The 19,641-nt window shown below is 67.1% G+C and carries 18 protein-coding genes; 10 read left to right on the top strand and 8 right to left on the bottom strand.

From position 1 onward, the window contains the following. Nucleotides 1-2: 2 nt before the first annotated feature. Complete coding sequence (locus RBB46_RS15565; protein WP_306029941.1) at nt 3-1,472, bottom strand: hypothetical protein; 1,470 nt, start codon at nt 1,470-1,472, stop codon at nt 3-5. A 208-nt stretch (nt 1,473-1,680) separates the two neighbouring features. On the opposite strand from RBB46_RS15565, the gene RBB46_RS15560 reads away from it, so the two are divergent. Continuing rightward, nucleotides 1,681-2,583: a GyrI-like domain-containing protein gene (locus RBB46_RS15560; protein WP_306029940.1), complete on the top strand. Its 903-nt coding sequence runs from the start codon at nt 1,681-1,683 to the stop codon at nt 2,581-2,583. An 81-nt stretch (nt 2,584-2,664) separates the two neighbouring features. Here RBB46_RS15560 and RBB46_RS15555 read toward each other — a convergent pair whose 3' ends face one another. From RBB46_RS15555 to RBB46_RS15545, 3 genes are all read right to left on the bottom strand, one after another. Continuing rightward, nucleotides 2,665-2,985 carry a 2Fe-2S iron-sulfur cluster-binding protein gene (locus RBB46_RS15555; protein ID WP_306029939.1) on the bottom strand — a complete coding sequence of 107 codons (321 nt, stop codon included), beginning with the start codon at nt 2,983-2,985 and terminating at the stop codon, nt 2,665-2,667. 176 nt (nt 2,986-3,161) lie between these two features. Beyond that, nucleotides 3,162-3,545: an Hpt domain-containing protein gene (locus RBB46_RS15550; protein ID WP_306029938.1), complete on the bottom strand. Its 384-nt coding sequence runs from the start codon at nt 3,543-3,545 to the stop codon at nt 3,162-3,164. Nucleotides 3,546-3,821: 276 nt separating this feature from the next. Beyond that, nucleotides 3,822-4,142 (bottom strand): hypothetical protein, encoded by a 321-nt coding sequence (locus RBB46_RS15545; protein WP_306029937.1) that lies wholly within the window; start codon nt 4,140-4,142, stop codon nt 3,822-3,824. Between the two features lie 256 nt (nt 4,143-4,398). On the opposite strand from RBB46_RS15545, the gene RBB46_RS15540 reads away from it, so the two are divergent. Beyond that, nucleotides 4,399-9,690, top strand: a complete 5,292-nt coding sequence (locus RBB46_RS15540; RefSeq protein ID WP_306029936.1) for an antitoxin — start codon at nt 4,399-4,401, stop codon at nt 9,688-9,690. A gap of 118 nt (nt 9,691-9,808) precedes the next feature. Here RBB46_RS15540 and msrB read toward each other — a convergent pair whose 3' ends face one another. Continuing rightward, nucleotides 9,809-10,216: a peptide-methionine (R)-S-oxide reductase MsrB gene (gene msrB / locus RBB46_RS15535; RefSeq protein ID WP_306029935.1), complete on the bottom strand. Its 408-nt coding sequence runs from the start codon at nt 10,214-10,216 to the stop codon at nt 9,809-9,811. Nucleotides 10,217-10,454: 238 nt separating this feature from the next. Between msrB and RBB46_RS15530 the strand changes: the two genes are divergently transcribed. From RBB46_RS15530 to RBB46_RS15495, 8 genes are all read left to right on the top strand, one after another. Next, nucleotides 10,455-12,845, top strand: a complete 2,391-nt coding sequence (locus RBB46_RS15530) for a putative monovalent cation/H+ antiporter subunit A (protein WP_306029934.1) — start codon at nt 10,455-10,457, stop codon at nt 12,843-12,845. Next, nucleotides 12,842-13,261 (top strand): Na+/H+ antiporter subunit B, encoded by a 420-nt coding sequence (locus tag RBB46_RS15525; protein WP_306029933.1) that lies wholly within the window; start codon nt 12,842-12,844, stop codon nt 13,259-13,261. Before RBB46_RS15530 ends, RBB46_RS15525 begins: the two co-directional genes overlap by 4 nt. Next, entirely contained in the window at nt 13,261-13,638 is a 378-nt protein-coding gene (locus RBB46_RS15520) for a Na+/H+ antiporter subunit C (RefSeq protein ID WP_306029932.1), read from the top strand. Before RBB46_RS15525 ends, RBB46_RS15520 begins: the two co-directional genes overlap by 1 nt. A gap of 3 nt (nt 13,639-13,641) precedes the next feature. Then, entirely contained in the window at nt 13,642-15,225 is a 1,584-nt protein-coding gene (locus RBB46_RS15515; RefSeq protein ID WP_306029931.1) for a Na+/H+ antiporter subunit D, read from the top strand. Further along, nucleotides 15,222-15,698 (top strand): Na+/H+ antiporter subunit E, encoded by a 477-nt coding sequence (locus RBB46_RS15510; RefSeq protein WP_306029930.1) that lies wholly within the window; start codon nt 15,222-15,224, stop codon nt 15,696-15,698. The genes RBB46_RS15515 and RBB46_RS15510 overlap by 4 nt, the downstream gene beginning before the upstream one ends. Further along, nucleotides 15,695-16,051 (top strand): cation:proton antiporter, encoded by a 357-nt coding sequence (locus tag RBB46_RS15505; RefSeq protein ID WP_306029929.1) that lies wholly within the window; start codon nt 15,695-15,697, stop codon nt 16,049-16,051. Before RBB46_RS15510 ends, RBB46_RS15505 begins: the two co-directional genes overlap by 4 nt. Beyond that, nucleotides 16,048-16,383, top strand: a complete 336-nt coding sequence (gene mnhG, locus RBB46_RS15500; protein ID WP_306029928.1) for a monovalent cation/H(+) antiporter subunit G — start codon at nt 16,048-16,050, stop codon at nt 16,381-16,383. Before RBB46_RS15505 ends, mnhG begins: the two co-directional genes overlap by 4 nt. A 312-nt stretch (nt 16,384-16,695) precedes the next feature. Then, the gene (locus RBB46_RS15495; RefSeq protein WP_306029927.1) at nt 16,696-17,112 is read left to right on the top strand and encodes a MucR family transcriptional regulator; all 417 of its coding nucleotides are present in this window, start codon (nt 16,696-16,698) and stop codon (nt 17,110-17,112) included. A gap of 90 nt (nt 17,113-17,202) precedes the next feature. Here the strand turns inward: RBB46_RS15495 and RBB46_RS15490 are convergent, their stop codons facing one another. The 3 genes from RBB46_RS15490 to RBB46_RS15480 all read right to left on the bottom strand — a co-directional run bounded on the left by RBB46_RS15490 (nt 17,203) and on the right by RBB46_RS15480 (nt 19,608). Next, nucleotides 17,203-18,261, bottom strand: a complete 1,059-nt coding sequence (locus RBB46_RS15490) for an ABC transporter ATP-binding protein (RefSeq protein WP_306029926.1) — start codon at nt 18,259-18,261, stop codon at nt 17,203-17,205. Nucleotides 18,262-18,407: 146 nt separating this feature from the next. Then, a complete protein-coding gene (locus tag RBB46_RS15485) occupies nt 18,408-19,304 on the bottom strand; it encodes a hypothetical protein (RefSeq protein WP_306029925.1) in 897 nt (298 codons plus the stop codon). A gap of 79 nt (nt 19,305-19,383) precedes the next feature. Next, nucleotides 19,384-19,608: a hypothetical protein gene (locus RBB46_RS15480; RefSeq protein ID WP_306029924.1), complete on the bottom strand. Its 225-nt coding sequence runs from the start codon at nt 19,606-19,608 to the stop codon at nt 19,384-19,386. Between the last annotated feature and the right edge of the window lie 33 nt (nt 19,609-19,641).

Below are 19,641 nucleotides of genomic sequence, written 5' to 3'. Positions count from 1 at the left end.
AATCATAGATGGCTTGATGGTTCATCCGCAACTTCTGGGGCAGACAACGGATGACCGGTCCTTCCGGCTTTCAGAACCAGACCCGCCATCAGTTGCAGCGCTGCCTGGGTGGTCGGGTGATCCTGCGTCAGAACCCGCGCAAGCTGCGGCGCGACGGCCCTGATCTCGTCAAGGGCGGCCTCGTCCTCGCCTTGTCCGGCCAGGGCTTGAGCCTTCAGGTAGCGAGTCGTCAGTACGGCCGGGTGATCCTCCCCCAGCTTCTTGCCCTCGAGGGACGCGATCGCGTCGAGTTCGTCGTGAGCGGCCTTGTGGTCTCCCATCACGTCCAGCACCTGCACCTTGAGGCAACGGGTTGCCAGGACCCCCGGGTGGTCCGGAGACAGGGCCTTTTCCTCGCGTGGCGCGAAGTCCTCGATTTCGGCGAGCGCGGCCGCGTGCTCGCCCAGATTGTTCAGGATGCGCGCCTTCAGCCGCCGGCTCGCCAATACGTTCGGGTGATCCGCCGTCAACGCCGCCTCCTCGAGCGGCAGGACCGCCTCGACTTCCGCGAGCGCGGCCCGGTGGTTCTCCAGGTTGTCGAGGACCCGCGCCTTCAGCCGCCGTGTCCCCAGGAGGTTCGGATCGTTCTCCGGCAGGGCCCTCTTCTGGTCGGGCAGCAGGGCATCGATCTCGGCTAGGGCCGGTTGATAGTCGCCCAGATGGTTCAGGATGCGGGCCTTGAGGTAGCGTGTCGCAAGGACGCCGGGATGGTCGGGCTGCCCGATCCGTTCGGCGATGATGCCGGCCCGCCGGTTGATCAGCTTGGCCACATGGTAGCGCCCCTCCTCAAGCTGCTTGTAGGTGGCCGTGTGCAGGGCGGCGAGGGCCGGCAACCCGTCCTGGCTGCCCGGATAGGCATCGTGCAGGTCGTCCCAGGTGGTGAACTCGCGCGCTGCCGGGATGCCTGAAGCCGCCGCCAGGAGATCGACTTCGCCCAGAAGCCCCTCGCGGGAGGGCGTCGGCCCCCCATGCAGGAGGGCGAGGCGGGCATGGCGGCGCGCCTCGGAAAGATGCGCGGGGTCGCCGTCGAAGGCCATGGAGACGTGATGCCGGGCGAGATTGTCCGCCGCCTCCGCCAGCGGCCGGGCGATGGCCCGCATCTCGTCGCGCAGGAAGCCGAGCGCCAGTTCCTCGTTGCCGTCGCGGCGCTCCCTCGTGACGACGTCCATCCAGAAGGCGGGCAGCCCGCGCTTGAGGGATGCCAGTTCCGCCTCGGCCTCGTTGAATTTCTTCAGCCATCTGCGCGAGGCATCCTTTTCCTCGGCCAGCTCGACGGCGAGATTCTTGTTGGCGCCCAGGTAATAGCGACGCATGCCGGCAAGCGAAGCGAGCACCGGCCCGAGGACGGTCAGGGCGGCCAGGGCCTGTTCGGCCGGGGTGAGGTCGGTGAGATAGGAAACCCAGATGGAGGCAAAGAACTCCATAAATCCCATTGCTGAACCTCTTGCGTCAAATCGATGGAAAAGAACCGATTGGCCCGAACGAGTGCGGCGCAATTGAATCCGCTCTTTGCCGATTGGGCAAGCCTCTCGCCGGCGCCGCAACCGGCAGCGCCGGCTTGCTCCCCCTTCCTCCTCGCGCGCAAATGCGCAAGTTCTGTCAGGTGGCCTCGTTTAGCGAGGAGTGTGAACGGAGGAGCGCATGCCGAAGCAGGAAGCAGACCAGGAAACGGAGCGTGGCCCACGGCCCGCGACCGCCCGCGACTATGCCAGGCGGATCGCCCGCGTCGTCGATCACATCGCGGCGCATCTCGACGGTCCGCTCGACATCGCCACGCTCGCCGATGCGGCGTGTTTCTCCCCGTTTCACTTCCACCGGATCTACCGCACCCAGACGGGAGAGACGGTCGCCCACACGGTCCGGCGCTATCGCCTGCACCGGGCGGCCACCGATCTCGTCGCCGGGCGCCTGTCGCTTGCCCGTGTGGCGCGGCGGGCGGGCTATGGCAGCACGGAGGCCTTCTCGCGCGCCTTTGCCGGGCATTACGGCATGGCGCCCGCGGCCTTTCGCGACATGCCGCGCGATCCGGTGCTGGAGTTCCCCAAACGAGGAGAAAGCGGAATGACTGAAAAGCTGGATGTCAGGATCGAGACGCGCGAACCGCTGCGTCTCGCCGGCCTGCCGCACACGGGCCCCTATATCGAGATCGGTGGGGCGTTCGAGAAGACCTTCGCCCATGCCGGCGCGGCCGGGCTGCTGGGTGGCGGGACGCGAATGATCGGGCTCTACTATGACGACCCGAAGTCGGTACCGGAGCGGGAACTGCGCTCCTTCGCCTCGGTGAACGTGCCGGCCGGTGCCGATCCGGCCGCGCTGGCGCCGCTGGAGGTCAGGGACCTGCCCGGCGGCCGCTACGCCGTCGCCATCCACAAGGGCCCTTACGCCGACCTGCACCTGACCTGGGATCGGCTGTTCTCGGCCTGGTTGCCGCAAAGCGGCGAGGAAGCGGAGGACCGGCCGGCGGTGGAGGAATATCTCAACAATCCCCGCGATACGCCGCAGGCGGATCTCATGACCGCGGTGTGCCTGGCGCTCAAGGGCTGACGCGGCGGACATCCTGGCGCGAAGAAAGCAGGGACGGGGCGTGCGGCCGGGCGGGTCCCGTCGTCGCGCCCCGTCCGGGCGTCAGGCCTGGCGTTCGGGAATGCGCACCACGAGGCCGTCCATGGCTTCGGTCACCTTGACTTGGCAGGACAGGCGCGAGTTCGGCTGGACGTCATAGGCGAAGTCCAGCATGTCCTCTTCCATCGGCTCGGGCGCCCCGGCCGTGGCGGTCCACGCCTCGTCCACATAGACATGGCATGTGGCACAGGCGCAGGCCCCGCCGCATTCGGCCTCGATCCCCGGAACCATGTTCTTGATGGCGTTTTCCATCACGGTGGAGCCGACCGGCGCGTCCACGGCTGTCTCGGCGCCGTCGGCGGTGATGTAGGTGATCTTGGGCATGGGCGGAGGATCTCGACGCTGGAATTGCGGAAGGTCGTGTCAGGCTCCGACATAACCATTCGCGCCGAAACGTCAAGCGCCCGCCCCGGACGAAGCGGCCCGGACCGTCATTCGTGGCAGGTTGCCGCGCCGGAAAAGGGCCGGCGCGGTTTCGCCGACGGCGGGTGCCGCCGCCGTCAGGCGTCGAGAAGGATCTCGATGAAATCGGCGGATTCGGCGACGGCAGCACTCACCGCGACGAGATCGGCGCCGCCGGTCTCGCGCAGCGCCTGCTGGGCCTGTTCGACCGCCTCGGCCACCTTCCAGGCGCCGATGCCGCGTGCCGAACCCAGCAGCGTGTGCAGGCAGCGCTCCAGCGCCTCGCCCTGGCAGCCTTCCCGCATCCGTTCCGTCATCATCCTTGCCTGGCGGGAGAAGAGACGCAGCACCTCGCGCTCCAGCTCCCGGTTGCCCAGCGTGTGACGGGCGAGGTGCACCAGATCCACCGGCGCATCGGGCATACCCGCCCGCTCGGCCGCCTGCGCCGTTCCGTCCAATTGTCTCGCGGTTGCCTGCATCATGGCAGAACCTTTCCTGGTCGCGATGCCGGCCGCCGGAAAAGCCTCCGCGCCCTTGCATCTGTCTGCCATCAAGCCTCGTTAAAATTCGCGAAAACGAGGTTAAGCATGGCGGGCGAAACCCGGCCGCCGGCCAACAAAGTGAATCTTTGGTTAACACGCGTTCACACATCCGCGGGATCGACCGGCCGCCGATCCGTCTCCCGCCGACATGCGGACCCCTTTCGTGGATGTGCCCGCATGTCCTTCACGCTCGTCGCTGCGGGGCATGTGGGCCGGTCAGCGGTGGCTGCCCTCAAGCGCGGCACGGCCGGCATCGGTGAGCCGGCAGACCAGCCAGTCGGGCTTTATCGGGTTGGAAAACCAAGGCTCTGCCCATCCCGCGGCGATGCAGGCGCGGATGGTTTTTTCGGCCACGCGGCGTCCCTCGGCGTCGAACAGGGGAAGTTTTCCACCTGCCTGATCGAGCCCGCGACCCAGCCAGAGCGCCTGTGCCGGGGAGGGGCCGCGCGATGCGGGTGACGTGCCGGATGCGGCCTTGTCGCCGCGCTTGCCGCCTGTTGCCGCCGTCCGCGCGGGACGCTTCGACGCCTCTGCCATGCCCCTCATCTCCTTGTCATGACTCTGCAAATTGTTGTTCGAGCCGGCGGATTGTGTCATTAGGTTTATGTGTGCGGCAAGTTTGGGAGAGGTGTGTTTTCGAACCAGAGGCCGGTTCGTCACGCCGTTTTCACTCCCCGGCTATCGATTCCGGCGTGTTCTGCCGGAACCGCCTGCCGTGCACGGTCTTGCGGCGCCACAGTGAAGCGCCGTGGCACCCGATGTGTAACGAGTACGGACGCGAGGCGAACTGACCATGGCAAATCCCCCGAAGGCGAAGGATCCCGCCGAGGCTGCCCTTTCGGCTGTCGAGGAGGCGCTGAAGATCGATTTCGGCGACCTGGAAGACGGCGGTAAGGCGGCTTCCGCGACCAGCACTCCGGAGAGCGCGAACGCCGGGGCTTCAAGCCCGGTGCGCGGCGACGCGGAGCGGACCGGTTCGGCCGGCAAGGCGTCGGGTGAAGCGGAAGGCCAGCGCGGCAACGGCCGGCGCGGTCGCGGCGGCGGCCGGCCCACCTCGGCGGCGAACGACGATCGCCGCACCATCGGAAATCTCATCTATGCGCTTCAGCGGCGTCCGACCTCGGCGCCGTTCTGGTTCGCGCTCGCCCTGTCCATCCTGTGGGTGGGCGGTGGCTGGTGGCTCGCCTCGGCCGCCTTCTCCAGCGAACTCGCGGCCGTTCAGGGCATCGGTGACATCGCCTCGTCGCCTTCCCTGATCCTGTCCGCCGTCGCCATCGCCGTGCCCGTCCTGTTCTTCTGGACCATGGCGCTGATGATTTTCCGCGCCCAGGAAATGCGCATCGTCGCGCGCGGCATGACCGAGGTTGCCCTGCGCCTCGCCGAGCCGGAGGACGTTGCCAAGGAATCCATCCTGAGCGTCGGTCAGGCGATCCGCCGGGAGGTCGCCGCCATGGGCGACGGCATCGAGCGGGCCATCGCGCGGGCCAGCGAGCTGGAGGTCCTCGTGCACAACGAGGTGTCTTCGCTCGAGCGTTCCTACAATGACAACGAACTCAAGATCCGCGCGCTGATCGACGAACTCGTCACCCAGCGCGAGGCGGTCGTGTCCAATGCCGACCGGGTGCGCGACAGCATCACCGGGGCGCATGAAAGCCTTGCCGCCCAGCTGCAGGCGACGTCCGAGAAGATCGGCGAAGTCACGGACACGGCGACCGAGCGCCTCACCGGGGCGATCGAATCGCGCGTCGGGGATTTCAACGCCACGGTCGACGGCCGCGTGCGCGAGATCGCGGACACGTTCAGCACCGCCGGCGGCGAGCTGATCGAGAGCCTTGCCTCCCATGGCGAAAGCTATGTCTCCCGCCTGACCGGAACCGGCGAGACGCTGGTCGACAGCATGAACCGCACCGGCCAGGAATTCGCCTCCACGCTGGAGGCCCGCGGCACCGAGATCAACGACCGCTTCGCCTCCACCGCGGACGGTTTCGTCGAGACGCTGACCTCGCGTGGCGAGGAGATCACCGCCAACCTGTCGCTCACCGGCGGCAAGCTGATCGATACGATTACCACCCGCACCGACGATCTGCTGTCGACACTGGACAGCCGCGTCACCGGGCTCGATGCCTCGCTGGCGGAAACCGGCGACCGTGTCGTCGAGAGCATTTCCCTGCGCGGTCAGGAAGTTACCGACACGATCTCCGTCAAGGGGGCGGAAATCGTCGAGACGCTGTCCTCGCGCACCAACGAGGTCGCGGAGATCCTGCGCGGCACGGGCGAGTCGATTGTCGTCGACCTGTCGCTGCGCGGCGGCGAGATCGCGTCCAAGCTGGACGAGACGGCCGGCAGCCTGACCGAGACGATCACCGTGCGCGGCACGGAGCTTGCCGACCGGCTCGGCGCCGTCGGCGACAAGATCCACGAGGCGATCTCCGTCAACGGCGAGGCGCTGGACCAGCGCCTGGAGAACCGCAGCCAGGAAATGGCGGACCTCATCGACAGTCAGACGCGGGCTTTCCGCTCGGCGCTCGAGGATGCGTCCTCTACGCTCGGCACGTCGTTGTCGATGCACACCAGCGACTTTGCCCGTACCCTGTCGGAGACCGGCACCGAGCTGGCCCATCTGATCGGTTCGCGCGGCGAGCGCGTCGCCGGCGAGCTGTCGGCGATCGGCGACCGCCTCGATGCGACGCTGGAAGAGCGCGGCGGCGCGCTGCAGAGTGGCCTGGGCGGTCATCTGGAGCAGATGGAAATCCTGATCGGCGAGCGCGGCCACCAGCTGGTCGCCTCCTTCGACCAGCGCACCGCCGAGCTCGGCGCGACGCTGGACGGGCGTATCGAGTCGCTCAACTCGACGCTGGACCTGCGCGCCTCGTCGATGGCCGATGCCCTCGACACGCGCATCCACGGCTTCGATGAAACCCTGTCGGGCGGCATCGAGAAGCTGTCGGCGACCCTCGACCAGCGCACCGGCCAGTTCGAATCGACCCTCAACGAGCGCACCGTTGCGCTGTCCGACGTTCTGGAGAACCGCTCGCAGGCGATCACCATCCAGCTGTCGGACAAGGTCGACGAGGTCGGCGCGACGCTTGGCGCCCGTGCCGAGGAGATCGGCACCAGCCTTTCGGAACGCTCGCGCATCATCGGCGAGGCGATCGAGCAGCATCTCGTCACCTTCGAGGGCTCCATCGGCACCAAGGTCGAGCAGGCCGCGACGTCGATGTCCGAGAAGGCCGAGCATCTGGCCAACACGATGTCGCTCGGCACCGAGCGCATCGACCAGGCGCTCGATGCCCGTGCCCGCCAGATCAGCGAGACGCTGATTGCCCGCACGCGCGAGATCGCCTCGGCCTTCGTTGACGGCCAGACCGAGATGTCGAAGTCGCTCGACCAGCGCCTGACCGATGCCGGCGAGGTCCTGTCGCGCCAGAGCCAGGATCTCACCGACACGCTGTCCGACCGCATCGCGGAGATCAACGTGTCGCTCGGCTCCAAGGTGTTCGAGGTGGCCGAGACACTGGACAACCGCTCCGCCGAGCTGGAACGCATCCTGGCCGAGCGCCTGGCGGCGATCACCGGCACGCTGACCAGCGAGAGCGAGCGGGCCCGCGAGACCTTGTCGGAGGTGATCACCGAGGCCGGCGGCACGGTCGAGCGCCTCACCGGCATGCTGTCGGGCGAAAGCGGCAAGCTGCGCGAGATCGTCGAGACGACGCTCGGCGATGCCACCCAGAAGCTGGAAGACGAGGGCGCACGCCTGCGCCAGATCGTTCTGGGTTCGGTCGGCGAGGCGCGTGGCGCCCTGCAGAGCGAAAGCGAGAAGGCGGCCGAGACCATCGTCGCCTCGCTCACCAGCGCCACGGATTCGCTCTCGGGCGAAAGCGACAAGCTGCGCGACCTCTTGTTCTCCGCCGTCGGCGAGGCTGCGCGTTCGCTGGCCGCCGAAAGCGAGAAGGCCCGCACGCTGTTTGTTGGCACGCTCGGCGAGATGAGCGGTGCGCTTGGCAGCGAAAGCGACAAGGTTCGCGAGGACCTGACCCGCACGGTGACCGATGTCGCCGGCATGCTGTCGAGCGAGAGCGAGCAGGCCCGCATGGTGCTGGCCCGCACGGTCGAGGAGATCCGCAACACGGTCTCCGGCGAGGCCGACGGCGTGCGTTCGGAAGTGGCCGGTGCCGTTCGCGCCGCCGCCGACCTGCTGGCGGAACGCGGCAACGCGGTCGCCGAGGACCTTGTGGCCCGCGCCGATGCACTCAACCAGGCGCTCGAGGAACGCTCCGGCACCCTGTCCCAGATCCTCGGTACGGACGGCAATGCCGTCGTGGCGGCGATCGAGGAACGCGCCCAGGCGCTCACGACGCGGGTCTCCGAGATCCACGACGCGATCCTGGACGCGATCACGGTCAAGGGCCGCGACGTCACCGACAGCTTCGCCCGCACGGGTCTGGATGCCACCCGCAAGCTGGTCGAGGCCGGCGACGCGCTGGTTGCCAAGCTCGACGAGCGCAGCAGTTCCGCCGCCGAGATCCTGACCCTTACCAAGACGCAGCTGGAGAGCGACATCACCGGCCTGCTCAACCGCCTGACGGAATCGAACAGCCTGCTGAGCGATGTCGTTGCCAATGCGGGCGAGAATCTCGGCAATGTCGAGACGTCGCTGTCGCGCAGCGCCGGCGAGTTCCGCACGGCGATCGACCGCGCGGTCAGCGAGACGACGGCCTCCACCGGCACCCTGGAGAACCAGACCGCGGTGCTGCGCAAGGTGTCGGAATCGGTCCTTGCCGACATTGGCTCGCTGTCCGGCCGTCTCGAGGAGCATGGCTCCATGCTGAGCGAGGCCGCCCGCAATCTCGACGAGATCAACCGCTCGGTCGATGCCCGGGTGGGCGAGCGCAAGACCGCGATCGAGGAGGTGGCCGACACGCTGCTGGCCAAGACCGAGGCGATCGACAGCCTGATGCGCAGCTTCTCCAAGCAGCTCGAGGCCTCGCTTGCCGGCGCCGACGAGAAGAGCCGCGAGGTGACCCTGCAGCTCACCGCCGCCGCCGAGGCGGCGACCGTGGCGGTCACCGAGCAGTTCGAGTCCATGCGCATGTCCGCCGGGCTCGAGGGCCAGAAGGCCCGCGAGGCGGTTCGCGCGGCGCAGGATGATGTGGTCTCGGAGATGACCAGGACCCTGTCGGATGCGTCCGAGCGCTTCACCGAGGCGACCACGCGCATGCGCGACGTGGCCCGCGGCGTGCACAGCGAGCTGGAGAAGACCCGCGCCGAGCTGAAGCGCGGCATTCTCGACCTGCCGGAGGAGGCCGAGCAGTCGACCTCCGCGCTGCGCAAGGTGGTCAGCGAACAGGTGCGCGCGCTCACCGAGCTCTCGGAGATCGTCGCCCGCCAGTCCAATTCGCTGGACATCTCGCGTGCCGGCGAGAAGGCCGTGGCGCAGACCGCGACGCTGGCCAGCGTCGGATCGGCGGCCCCCGCGCCCTCACGTCCGGCTCCCGAGCCGGCGCCGCGGGCACAACAGGCACAGGCGCCGGCCGCAACCCCGGCGCGCGGCGAACTGCGCGGCGAGTTGCGGCGCAAGACGCTCAGCGACTTCGACACGCCCAAGGCGCAGCCGGCGGCGGAAACGCGTGGCGGCAACGCCCAGGGCGGCGGCAAGGGTTGGGTCAGCGACCTGCTGCGCCGCGCCTCGCAGGACGAGGCGGGGTCCGGCGACCAGGACCAGCAGGGGCGCTCGCCGCTGCAGATGGTGGAGAGCCTCAACTCCCTGTCCATCGACATCGCGCGGGCGATCGACCACGAGACGTTCATCGACCTGTGGGAGCGCTACAAGCAGGGCGAGCGGCATGTCTTCACCCGCCGTCTCTACACCCTGCAGGGTCAGCAGACCTTCGACGAGATCCGCCAGAAATACGCGCGTGACGCGGAGTTCCGGGGGGCGGTCGACCGTTACCTGACCGACTTCGAGCAGTTGCTGGCCCAGGTGTCGCGCAATGACCGCGACAACATCATGAGCCAGACCTACCTGACCTCGGACACGGGCAAGGTCTACACCATGCTCGCCCATGCCAGCGGCCGTCTCGACTGAGGCGCCCTGCCGGCCTGACGGTTGAAACGAAAACGCGGCCCCCGGGGCCGCGTTTTTGCTTTGCGGGGCGCGGGTCCGCCGCTTTGCCGGCTCCCGTGCGCGCGGTCCTTGCCGGGGCCTATTCCTCCTCGAAGGACAGGGCCGTGCCGTTCATGCAGTAGCGCAGGCCCGTCGGCGGCGGTCCGTCGGGAAACACATGGCCGAGATGCCCGTCGCAGGTGCCGCAGCGGATCTCGGTGCGCACCATCCCGTGCGAACGGTCGACGATCTCGGTGACGGCGTCCGGGCTGACCGTCTCGTAGAAGCTCGGCCAGCCGCAGCCGGCGTCGAACTTGGTGTCCGAGCGGAACAGCGGCGAGCCGCAGCCGAGGCAGGAATAGAGCCCCGTGCCGAAGGTATTCCAGAACGGCCCGGTGAAGGGGCGCTCGGTGCCGGCGCGGCGCAGCACGTGAAACTGCTCGGGGCTGAGCTGCGCCTGCCACTCGGCATCGCTCTTCTGCAACTTGGGGCGGTCGGCGTTCGACATGGGCAGGACCTCGGGTGTGAAGTGACGTTTCCAACGTCCGGAAATAGGTCCTTCCTGCAAGGGCGACAATAGGGCGCGCGGCTTTTGCCGAAAGCTGTCCCTCCGGGGGCGTAAATCACTTGCCCGTCGGATTGTGCTGGTTATATGTGGGGCAAATCTTAGCAAACACTCGGTAAGATGGGCCGAATCGATTTGATTCTCCGATTGCCCGGCGTGTTTCATCTTCCAGGGGAGGCTCATGGCGCTCACAGGTTCCGAGGCGACTGTCTTCGCCGTACTGGCCCCGTTCGCGGCCGCGCTCGTGGCGCCGGCCCTGACCCGGCTGATGGGGGCGAACGCGGCCTGGCCGCTGGCGCTCGTGCCCGCCGGCATCTTCCTGTTCTTCGCCGGCCTGGTGCCGGACGTCGCGGCAGGCGCCCGCTATACCCCGACGCTCGAATGGGTGCCGTCCTATGGCGTAACTCTCTCCTTTTACATCGACGGCCTGTCGACGCTGTTCGCGCTGCTGATTTCCGGCATCGGCACGTTCATCATCCTTTATGCGGGCGGCTACCTGAAAGGCCATCCGCACCAGGGGCGGTTCCTCTCCTTCCTGTTCATGTTCATGGGCGCGATGCTGGGCCTGGTGCTCGGCAACGACCTGATCACGCTGTTCATCTTCTGGGAACTGACCTCGATCACCTCGTTCCTGCTGATCGGCTTCGACCATCTGCGCGCCGCCTCGCGCCGCGCCGCCATCCAGGCGCTGGTGGTTACCGGCGGCGGCGGGCTGTCGCTGCTGGCCGGTTTCCTGGTGATCATGAGCGTGACGGGCGAGGCGAGCATGTCGGCGGTGCTGGCCTCCGGCGACGTGCTGCGCGAGCATGCGCTCTATCCGCTGATCCTGCTGCTGGTGCTCGGCGGCGCCTTCACCAAGTCGGCGCAGTTCCCGTTCCATTTCTGGCTGCCCAACGCCATGGAGGCGCCCACGCCCGTCTCCGCCTTCCTGCACTCCGCCACCATGGTCAAGGCCGGCGTCTACCTCTTGATGCGCATGCATCCGGTGCTCGGCGACACGGTGCTGTGGACGACGATCCTGCCTCTGTTCGGCGGCGCGACGCTGATCGTCGGTACGCTGCTCGCCGTGCGCCAGACCGACCTGAAGCTGATGCTCGCCTACACGACGGTCGCCTCGCTGGGTCTGCTGGTGATGCTCACCGGCACGAGCTGGGAGAAGGCGATCGAGGGCGCGGCGCTCTACCTGCTTGCCCATTCGCTGTTCAAGGGCGCGCTGTTCATGGTCGCCGGCACCATCGATCACGAAGCCGGCACCCGCGACGTGACCAGGCTCGGCGGCTTGCGCAAGGCGATGCCGATCACCTTCGCCGCCGCCTGTCTTGCCGCGCTTTCCATGTCGGGACTGCCGCCCTTCGTCGGCTTCATCGCCAAGGAATATCTCTATGCCGGCATCTGGGGCGAGGGAGGCGTGCCGCTGACCTTGACCGCCGTCGCTGTGATCGGCAACGCGCTGATGCTGGTGATTGCCGCCGCGGTCGCCATCAAGCCGTTCCTGGGGCCGAAGGTCGACACGCCGAAACACGCCCATGAAGGGCCGTTGCTGCTCTATGCCGGTCCGGTTGTGCTGTCGCTCACCGGTCTGGCGGCCGCGCTCCTGGCGCACGATACCGGCGTCTACTTCATCTCGCCGGTCGTCTCCTCGATCCTCGGCAACCAGGTCGCGGTCGACGTGCATCTCGTCCCCGGCTATATCGGCGCGGCGCTGATCCTGTCTGTCGTCACCGTTGTCCTCGGCATCGTCCTGTTCCTGAAGATCGACGCTCTGCGCGATGCCATGGCCCGTCTCCTGGCGGCCATCGGCTGGGGCCCCGACAAGGGCTTCGACCAGGCCATCGCCGGCATCGTCGCCTTCTCCGGCTGGCTGACCCGGCGTCTCCAGGGCGGGCGGATGGACGTCTACATGACGATGACCTTCCTGGTCACGGCGGCGGCGCTGCTGGTGCCGCTCACGCTCACCGGCAACTGGCCCGACACGCTCGAGATGCCCGGTTTCCGCTTCTACGAATGGGGCGTGCTGGCAATCGCGCTGAGCGGCCTTTTCGCCGTGTTGGTCGCCAGGACGCGGCTGACCGCCATCGTCTCGCTCGGCATCCAGGGATTTGCCGTTGCGCTGGTGTTCATGCTGTTCGGCGCGCCGGACCTGTCCTTCACCCAGTTCATGGTCGAGACCCTGTCGGTAGTGATCCTGGCGCTGGTGATGACCCGGCTCAACCTGCAGCCGCGCGACCATCGGCCGATGCTGCCGCGCCTGTTCCATGGCGCCATCGCGCTCGCCATCGGTGTCGGCCTTGCCGGACTGCTGATCCGCATCACGCAGATGCCCTTCGACCGGTCGCTGTCGGACTTCTTCGAGCAGTACAGCCGCACCATCGCCCATGGCCGCAACATCGTGAACGTCATCCTCGTCGACTTCCGCGGTTTCGACACGTTCGGCGAGATCGCGGTGGTGATGCTTGCCGGTCTTTGCGTGCTGGCCCTGATCCGGGTCCGGCCGACCAAGGACCGGGCGGCGGCGCTCGACCATGCCGCCGGTGACGAGGCGCTGCAGAAAAGCGGGGAGGCACGCCTGTGAGGACGATCATCTTCCGCACCATCGCGCCCTATCTGGCGGCGCTGATGGTGCTGTTTTCCATCTTCGTGCTGCTGCGCGGCCACAACGAGCCGGGTGGCGGCTTCATCGGCGGGCTGATCGCGGCCTCCGCCTTCGCCATCTACGGCATCGCCTGCGGCGTCGCCGCGGTGCGCCGGGCGATTTCCCTGCATCCGATGAGCATTTCCGCCGCCGGGCTGTTCGTCGCCGGCCTGTCGGGACTGCCCTCGCTGTTCATGGCCCAGCCTTTCATGACCAGCCAGTGGTGGTATCTGAACCTGTTCGGTGTCGAGGTGCCGCTGTCGACCCCGCTGTTCTTCGACATCGGCGTCTATCTGGTTGTCGTCGGGTCGATCACCTCGATCGCCCTGGCCCTTGAAGAGCGGGAGAGCGACTGATGGAAGGCGTCTTTTCGATCGTCATCGGCATCTTCTTCGCCGTCGCCGTCTACCTGCTGATGTCGCGCCAGCTGGTGCGCGTGCTGCTCGGCATCGCCATCCTGGGCAATGCGGTCAACCTGCTGATCTTCACCTCCGGGCGGTTGCTGCGCGAGGTGCCCCCGATCATCCCGGAGGCGCTGCAGGTGCCGGACGAGACGATCGCCAATCCGCTGCCCCAGGCGCTGATCCTGACGGCGATCGTGATTTCCTTCTCCTTCTTCGCCTTCCTGCTGGTGCTCGCCTTCCGCGCCTATCAGGAACTCGGCACGGACGACACCAGCGAGATGCGGGTGGCCGAGCCGACGGGCGAGACCTCGCCGCCGCAAGGGTACTGATCGATGGCCGCTTCGAACTACAACGTTGATCTGTCGCTGGCCATGCGGATGGACCCGGTGGCGCCGGGCGACTGGCTGCTGGTCGCCCCGCTGGTCATCACCGTGCTCGGCGGTGCGCTCTGCCTGATGACGCGCAAGAACACCGACGCCCAGCCGAAGGTGGCGATCATCTTCCTGTCGCTGCTGGTCGCGGCCTGCGCGGGACTGCTGGCCAGGGTGCTCGACAAGGGCGTGATCACCATGGTCGCCGGCAACTGGCTGCCGCCCTTCGGCATCGCCTTCACGGTCGATGCGCTCGGCGCGACGCTGGCGCTGACCTCATCGGTCGTGGCCCTTGCCGCCGCCGTCTACGGCATCGGCGATGTCGACAGTTCCGGCCGGCGCTACGGCTTCTATCCGTTCCTGATGCTGTTGATGACCGGCGTCTGCGGCGCCTTCCTGACCGGCGATATCTTCAACCTCTATGTGTGGTTCGAGGTGCTGCTGATCTCGTCCTTCGGCCTGCTGGTGCTTGGCAACGAGCGCGCCCAGCTCGACGGCGCGGTCAAATACGCGCTGCTCAACATCATCGCCACGACCCTGTTCCTGATCGCCACCGGCCTGCTCTACGGCATTCTCGGCACGCTCAACATGGCGGATATTGCCATCAAGGCGCGCGAGGCCGGTCTTCAGGGTCCGCTGATGACCGTCGCGGTGCTCTATTTCCTCGCCTTCGCCATGAAGGCGGCCGCCTTCCCGGTGAATTTCTGGCTGCCGGCCTCCTATCATACGCCGCGCATCGTCATCGCCGCCGTCTTTGCCGGCCTGCTGACCAAGGTCGGCGTCTATGCGCTCTTGCGCATCTTCGCGCTGCTGCTGCCGGATGCCCGCGTCGCGCTTGCCGACGTCATCGCCCTGGTCGCCATCGCCACCATGCTGACCGGCGTGCTCGGGGCGCTGGCGCAGACCGACATTCGCCGCCTGCTCGGCTATCTGGTGATCTCCGGCATCGGCTCGATGCTGGCCGGTCTTGCCATCGGCACCACGCCGGCGCTCGCCGGCACGATCTTCTACGCGGTGCACTCGATCCTGGTGATGACGGCGCTCTACATGGCGGCCGGCGTCATGCGCGGGCTTGGCGGCTCCTACTCGCTGCGCGAGCTTGGCGGCCTCTACCGGGCGAGCCCGGCCTTCGCGGCGGTCTTCCTGATGCTCGGTTTCGCCGTTTCGGGCCTGCCGCCCTTTTCCGGCTTCTGGCCCAAGGTGCTGCTCGTGGACGCGGCGCTGGTCGGCGGCCACGGCTGGATCGCCGCCTCGATCCTTGTGACCGGCCTGCTGACCACGATCGCCATGGGCCGGGTCTGGATCTATGCGTTCTGGCGCGGCGGTGCGGAGGGCACGGCCGACGGCCAGCTCACCAGCGTGCTCGTCCCGGCGCCCGGCATGACCAGCGCCAGCATCTGGCTGCCGATCGGGCTCCTGCTCGGCCTGGTCATCCTGCTCGGCGTGCAGCCTGAATTCATGATGCAGGTCTCGGGGCGCGGCGCATCGACGCTGACCGAGCCGCTCGGATATCTTCGCTCCGTCTTCGGAGGCGCTGTCCAATGACAAGCCTGTTCCTGATCAACATTCTGCTGGCCCTCGCCTGGGGCGCGGTGACCGGCAGTTTCGCCGAGGTCAACCTGCTCTTCGGCTTCCTGCTGGGTACCTTCGCGCTCTACATCATCCGCGAGCAGGTCGGCACCAGCCGCTATACCCGCCGGCTGTGGCAGATCGTCAGCCTGGCCCTGCTGTTCGTCTACGAGCTGCTGCTGTCGGCGCTTCGTGTCGCGGTCATCGTGCTGCGCCCGAAGATCGAGCTGAAGCCCGGGATCATTGCCTATCCGCTGACGGTGGACCGGGATTTCGAGATCACCATGCTGGCCAATCTCATCACCCTGACGCCGGGGACCCTGTCCGTGGATGTCTCGGATGACCGCAAGACGCTCTATGTGCACTGCATCGACGTGCCCGACAAGCAGGCGACCATCGACGACATCAAGAACGGATTTGAACGCAAGATCCTGGAGGCTTTCCGATGAGCGGAGTGCTTGGCTACTCGTCGCTGTTCCTGGATATCTGCGTCAACATCTCGCTGGCGATCCTGACGGTGTCCTTCTTCCTGATCGTGGTGCGCATCGTGCGCGGGCCGACCCTGCCCGACCGGGTGGTGGCACTCGACATGCTGGTTGCCGTGGGCATCGGCTTCATCGCCGCGATCGGCGTTCAGACCGATTATTTCCTCTATGTCGACATTGCCATCGCGCTCGGCCTTGTCGGCTTCCTGGCAACCGTCGCCTTTGCCCGTTTCGTCCTCAATCGCGGACTGGCGAGGGACGCCACGATCGTCGACGAGATCTCGCAGACGCAGACCGAAGGGGAGGGTGGACGATGATCCCGGTTTTCGAGATTGCCGTCGGTGTGGTGCTGGTCGTCGGTTCGATCTTCTCGCTGATTGCCTCCATCGGCCTGCTGCGGCTCAAGGACGTCTACATGCGCATGCATGCCGGCTCCAAGGCCGGCACGCTGGGATCGGGTCTGATGCTGATCGCGCTGGCCATCCATGCCCACCAGATCGACGTCATCACGCGGGCGCTGGCCGGCGTGGTTTTCTTCCTTCTGACGGCTCCGGTGGCCGCCCACCTGCTTGCAAAGGCCGCCTATGAGGCCGGTTACAGGCCGTGTTCGGATACCCATATTGACGAAATGGCCAAGAATGACGACTGAGTGAGGCCATCAGGTGCTTCGTTGACGGGGCGTCATGTGTTTTATTCACGATTTGCTTGATCTGGAATTCGCGAAAACTAACCACCGGATGGCAATTAGACCAGCAATAAGGCTGCCCTACATGAGAAACTGATGGAAATTTCTCTTGTGGTCCCGATTAGGTCGATATATACGACACGCATGCCTTTTGGTCGGCAGAATCGAAGTCAGATCCTCACGCGCGTTAGTATCGGGACAGTACGCTGAGTGAGCCTGGCGGTTCTTTTTGTCGGTCTATTTCGTTAGTGTTCCGACTTAACTGATGGGTGGAAAATGACTGAAACGGTCGCCGACGACAATCTCATCGACCTGACTGCCGACATCGTTTCGGCTTATGTGTCGAACAACACTGTTGCCTCTTCCGATCTGGCCAGCCTGATCAACGAGGTCTACAACGCGCTGCACCGCACCAGCAGCGCGGCCGTTGAGCCGGAGCCGGAGCCTCTGCGTCCCGCCGTTGCCGTCAAGAAGTCGGTCACGCCGGACTACATCATCTGCCTCGAGGACGGGAAGAAGTTCAAGTCGCTCAAGCGGCACCTTCGCACCCATTACGACATGTCGCCCGAGGAGTACCGCGAGAAGTGGGGCCTGGCGAGCGACTATCCGATGGTGGCGCCGAACTACGCGGCGGCCCGTTCCGAGCTTGCCAAGAAGATGGGCCTCGGCCAGCAGCGCAAGCGCGCCAAGTAAGCCGTTTCCCTGTCGAGACAAAAGGCCGCCGTGGTATCCACGGCGGCCTTTTTCATGCGGCAACGGCTCCGCGCGCCGGCGCGTGGCGGCTCACGCCGTTTCGGGCAGGACCCATCCGCCGGCAAGGGTCAGCGGCACGCGTTCTCCGGCAGCGGCGGGGCGGGGCAGATGCAGAACCAGCGGTTCGGCATGGCCCTCGAGCGTGGCCGTCGCCTCCCAGAAGCCGCCGCGATAGCTGGTATGCACGATCCGTGCGTCAAGCGTCTCGCCGGCATCCCGTGTGCCGATGCGGATGTCCTCCGGGCGCAGCATCAACCGGGCGGCGCCGGTCCGTGCGGGGTCGCCGCAGCTTGCCTCAACCGTGGTCGCACCGATCCGCGCCAGCGCCCGGCCGCCGTCGCAGGCCTCCACATGCGCATCGAGAAGCGCGGAGCGGCCGATGAAGCGGGCGACCTTCTCGCCGGCCGGCCGGCGGTAGACGGTCTCCGGGCTGTCCGCCTGCAGAAGCTGCCCCTCCCACAGGATCGCGATCCGGTCGGCAAGCGCCATCGCCTCGCGCTGGTCGTGGGTGATGTAGAGCGTTGTCGCTCCGGTCTTGGCGTGGAAGGCGGCCAGTTCCTCTTCCATCGACTGGCGCAGGTGCGGATCGAGATTGGCCAGCGGCTCGTCCATCAGGATCGTGCCGGCGGCCTGGGCAAGGCAGCGGGCGAGCGCGACGCGCTGGCGCTGGCCGCCGGAGAGCGAGGCGGGCTTGCGCGCGGCGAGGCCCGAAAGCCCCACCGTGGCGAGCGCGCTTGCCACCCTTGTGCGGCGCTCCTCTGCCGAAAGCGCGGTGCCTTCCACCGGGAAGGCGACATTGTCGTGAACGCTCATGTGCGGCCACAGCGCGTAGGACTGGAACACCACGCCGACATTGCGCGCTTCCGGCGGCACATGCAGCCGCGGACCCGCGACCGGGGTGCCGCCAATGTCGATTTCGCCCGCGTCGGGTGTCTCCAGCCCGGCAATGAGGCGCAGAAGCGTCGACTTTCCGCAGCCCGAGGGACCGAGAATGGCGAAGAAGCTGCCGTCCTCCACCTTGAGGGAAATGTCGGAGATCGCGGCGAGGGTGCCGAAACGCTTGGCGAGGGAACGGAGGGAAACCGACATGCGATGCGGGACATCCGGTTGCTGGAGAGGGCCGGCCCTGTGCTTAGCCGGTGCGGGCGGTGGCCCGCAAGTGCGCCCCAATGGCACGCCGATGTGAGGATCGCATGACACTTGCCACCGGACCGCGCTCCGGATGGGCGCGCGCCCTACTTGACCGGCGCGGGACGCTCCGTTCCCCAGTTGGAAAAGATGCGCGAGCGCTGTGTTTCCTCGACCTGGCCGTAGCGATTGCCGGTCTCGCAGCCCTTTTCAAGCTGCACCACCTCGGCGGCGAGCTTCTTCCAGGCCGTGTTGGCATCCCAGACCTTGCCGCTCGAGGGCGTCTCGATCTCCAGCGCGTCGATGGCATTGCGGTAGGAGACCAGGCGGAAGCGCAATGCCTGGCTGGCCCAGTCCATGTAGCGGCGGTTCTCCCAGACCCGGGCCTGCGCGCCGGCAAGTTCCTCGCCGGTCGAGATCTCGCGCCGCCCGAGCGCGCGCAGCCGCTCCTCGTCGGCTGTCGTCACCCGCAGCGCGATCTCGCAAAAGGGAGGAATGAGGGCCGCATCGGCGACCGCGTCGGCCGCCACCCGGTCGTAGCGCACTTCGCTGGAGCGATAGCGGTCGGAGCGCAGGAAGGCGTAATAGCGGTCGGGATCGCCGGCCCCGCCGGTCTCCGGCAGCACGCGGGTGCGGATCAGCTCGGTGCGGCTGCCCTCGATCCAGTCCTCGGCCGAGGGCGGACGGATCAGCGACCATGCGCGGTTGCGCATTTCCTTCTCGTCGTCCGTGAGATTGAAGCGCGACACCGGTTCGCCGCGATTGATGGCGAGCTCGTCTCCGGCCGCCGGCAGGATCGTGTCATGCAGGACGGAGGGGGCGGCACGGCCGAAATCGCCGGTGGGGCGCTGGCACGCAGCGACCAGCAGCAGCGCCGGCAACAGGGCGGCGAGGGCGAGTTGCGGACGCAGGCGAGCGGTACGCGCGGCTCCCGCTGCCACCTGCGCGCAGGTCTGCAGGGCGCCTTCGCGCTTGCGGTCAACGTCTGCTCGGCGCTTCGTCACCTTGTCATCTTTCCCGTCGCGGGCGCGACACGTTGCCGGCGGGCAGGCTTGATGCCGCCGGACCGGCGGAAGATCGCCTTCAGTGCGTCTTGCCGGGGTCGCGATCCTTGCCGGAAAAACCGGCTCCTTCCTGTTTGCGCCCGATTCGCGCGCTCAGATCAAGAGCCGTGGCGGTGTCATGGCGTTCAATCCGCACGCCCGGAAAGATGACGATCTCGGCCGGCGCATGCCGGCCGGACTGCATTGGCCGCCGGGCGAAGCGCCCCGGTCTGGCCTGGTTGTGGAAGTTCAGCACGGTGCCCATGGCATCCTCCTGAGCCCTGCGGGGCGGCAGGAT

It is taken from the genome of Stappia sp. MMSF_3263, from assembly GCF_030733745.1.
In the GTDB taxonomy this organism is placed as follows: Bacteria; Pseudomonadota; Alphaproteobacteria; order Rhizobiales; family Stappiaceae; genus Stappia.
The sequence above is the reverse complement of the archived record's forward strand: the minus strand, read 5'-3'. Positions and strand labels throughout refer to the sequence as shown.

What these genes read in the sequence shown, in the direction of transcription:
- RBB46_RS15565 (WP_306029941.1), bottom strand. Translation starts at nt 1,472, where the DNA reads ATGGGATTTATGGAGTTCTTTGCCTCCATCTGGGTTTCCTATCTCACC.
- RBB46_RS15560 (WP_306029940.1), top strand. Translation starts at nt 1,681, where the DNA reads ATGCCGAAGCAGGAAGCAGACCAGGAAACGGAGCGTGGCCCACGGCCC.
- RBB46_RS15555 (WP_306029939.1), bottom strand. Translation starts at nt 2,985, where the DNA reads ATGCCCAAGATCACCTACATCACCGCCGACGGCGCCGAGACAGCCGTG.
- RBB46_RS15550 (WP_306029938.1), bottom strand. Translation starts at nt 3,545, where the DNA reads ATGATGCAGGCAACCGCGAGACAATTGGACGGAACGGCGCAGGCGGCC.
- RBB46_RS15545 (WP_306029937.1), bottom strand. Translation starts at nt 4,142, where the DNA reads ATGGCAGAGGCGTCGAAGCGTCCCGCGCGGACGGCGGCAACAGGCGGC.
- RBB46_RS15540 (WP_306029936.1), top strand. Translation starts at nt 4,399, where the DNA reads ATGGCAAATCCCCCGAAGGCGAAGGATCCCGCCGAGGCTGCCCTTTCG.
- msrB (WP_306029935.1), bottom strand. Translation starts at nt 10,216, where the DNA reads ATGTCGAACGCCGACCGCCCCAAGTTGCAGAAGAGCGATGCCGAGTGG.
- RBB46_RS15530 (WP_306029934.1), top strand. Translation starts at nt 10,455, where the DNA reads ATGGCGCTCACAGGTTCCGAGGCGACTGTCTTCGCCGTACTGGCCCCG.
- RBB46_RS15520 (WP_306029932.1), top strand. Translation starts at nt 13,261, where the DNA reads ATGGAAGGCGTCTTTTCGATCGTCATCGGCATCTTCTTCGCCGTCGCC.
- RBB46_RS15515 (WP_306029931.1), top strand. Translation starts at nt 13,642, where the DNA reads ATGGCCGCTTCGAACTACAACGTTGATCTGTCGCTGGCCATGCGGATG.
- RBB46_RS15510 (WP_306029930.1), top strand. Translation starts at nt 15,222, where the DNA reads ATGACAAGCCTGTTCCTGATCAACATTCTGCTGGCCCTCGCCTGGGGC.
- RBB46_RS15505 (WP_306029929.1), top strand. Translation starts at nt 15,695, where the DNA reads ATGAGCGGAGTGCTTGGCTACTCGTCGCTGTTCCTGGATATCTGCGTC.
- mnhG (WP_306029928.1), top strand. Translation starts at nt 16,048, where the DNA reads ATGATCCCGGTTTTCGAGATTGCCGTCGGTGTGGTGCTGGTCGTCGGT.
- RBB46_RS15495 (WP_306029927.1), top strand. Translation starts at nt 16,696, where the DNA reads ATGACTGAAACGGTCGCCGACGACAATCTCATCGACCTGACTGCCGAC.
- RBB46_RS15490 (WP_306029926.1), bottom strand. Translation starts at nt 18,261, where the DNA reads ATGTCGGTTTCCCTCCGTTCCCTCGCCAAGCGTTTCGGCACCCTCGCC.
- RBB46_RS15480 (WP_306029924.1), bottom strand. Translation starts at nt 19,608, where the DNA reads ATGGGCACCGTGCTGAACTTCCACAACCAGGCCAGACCGGGGCGCTTC.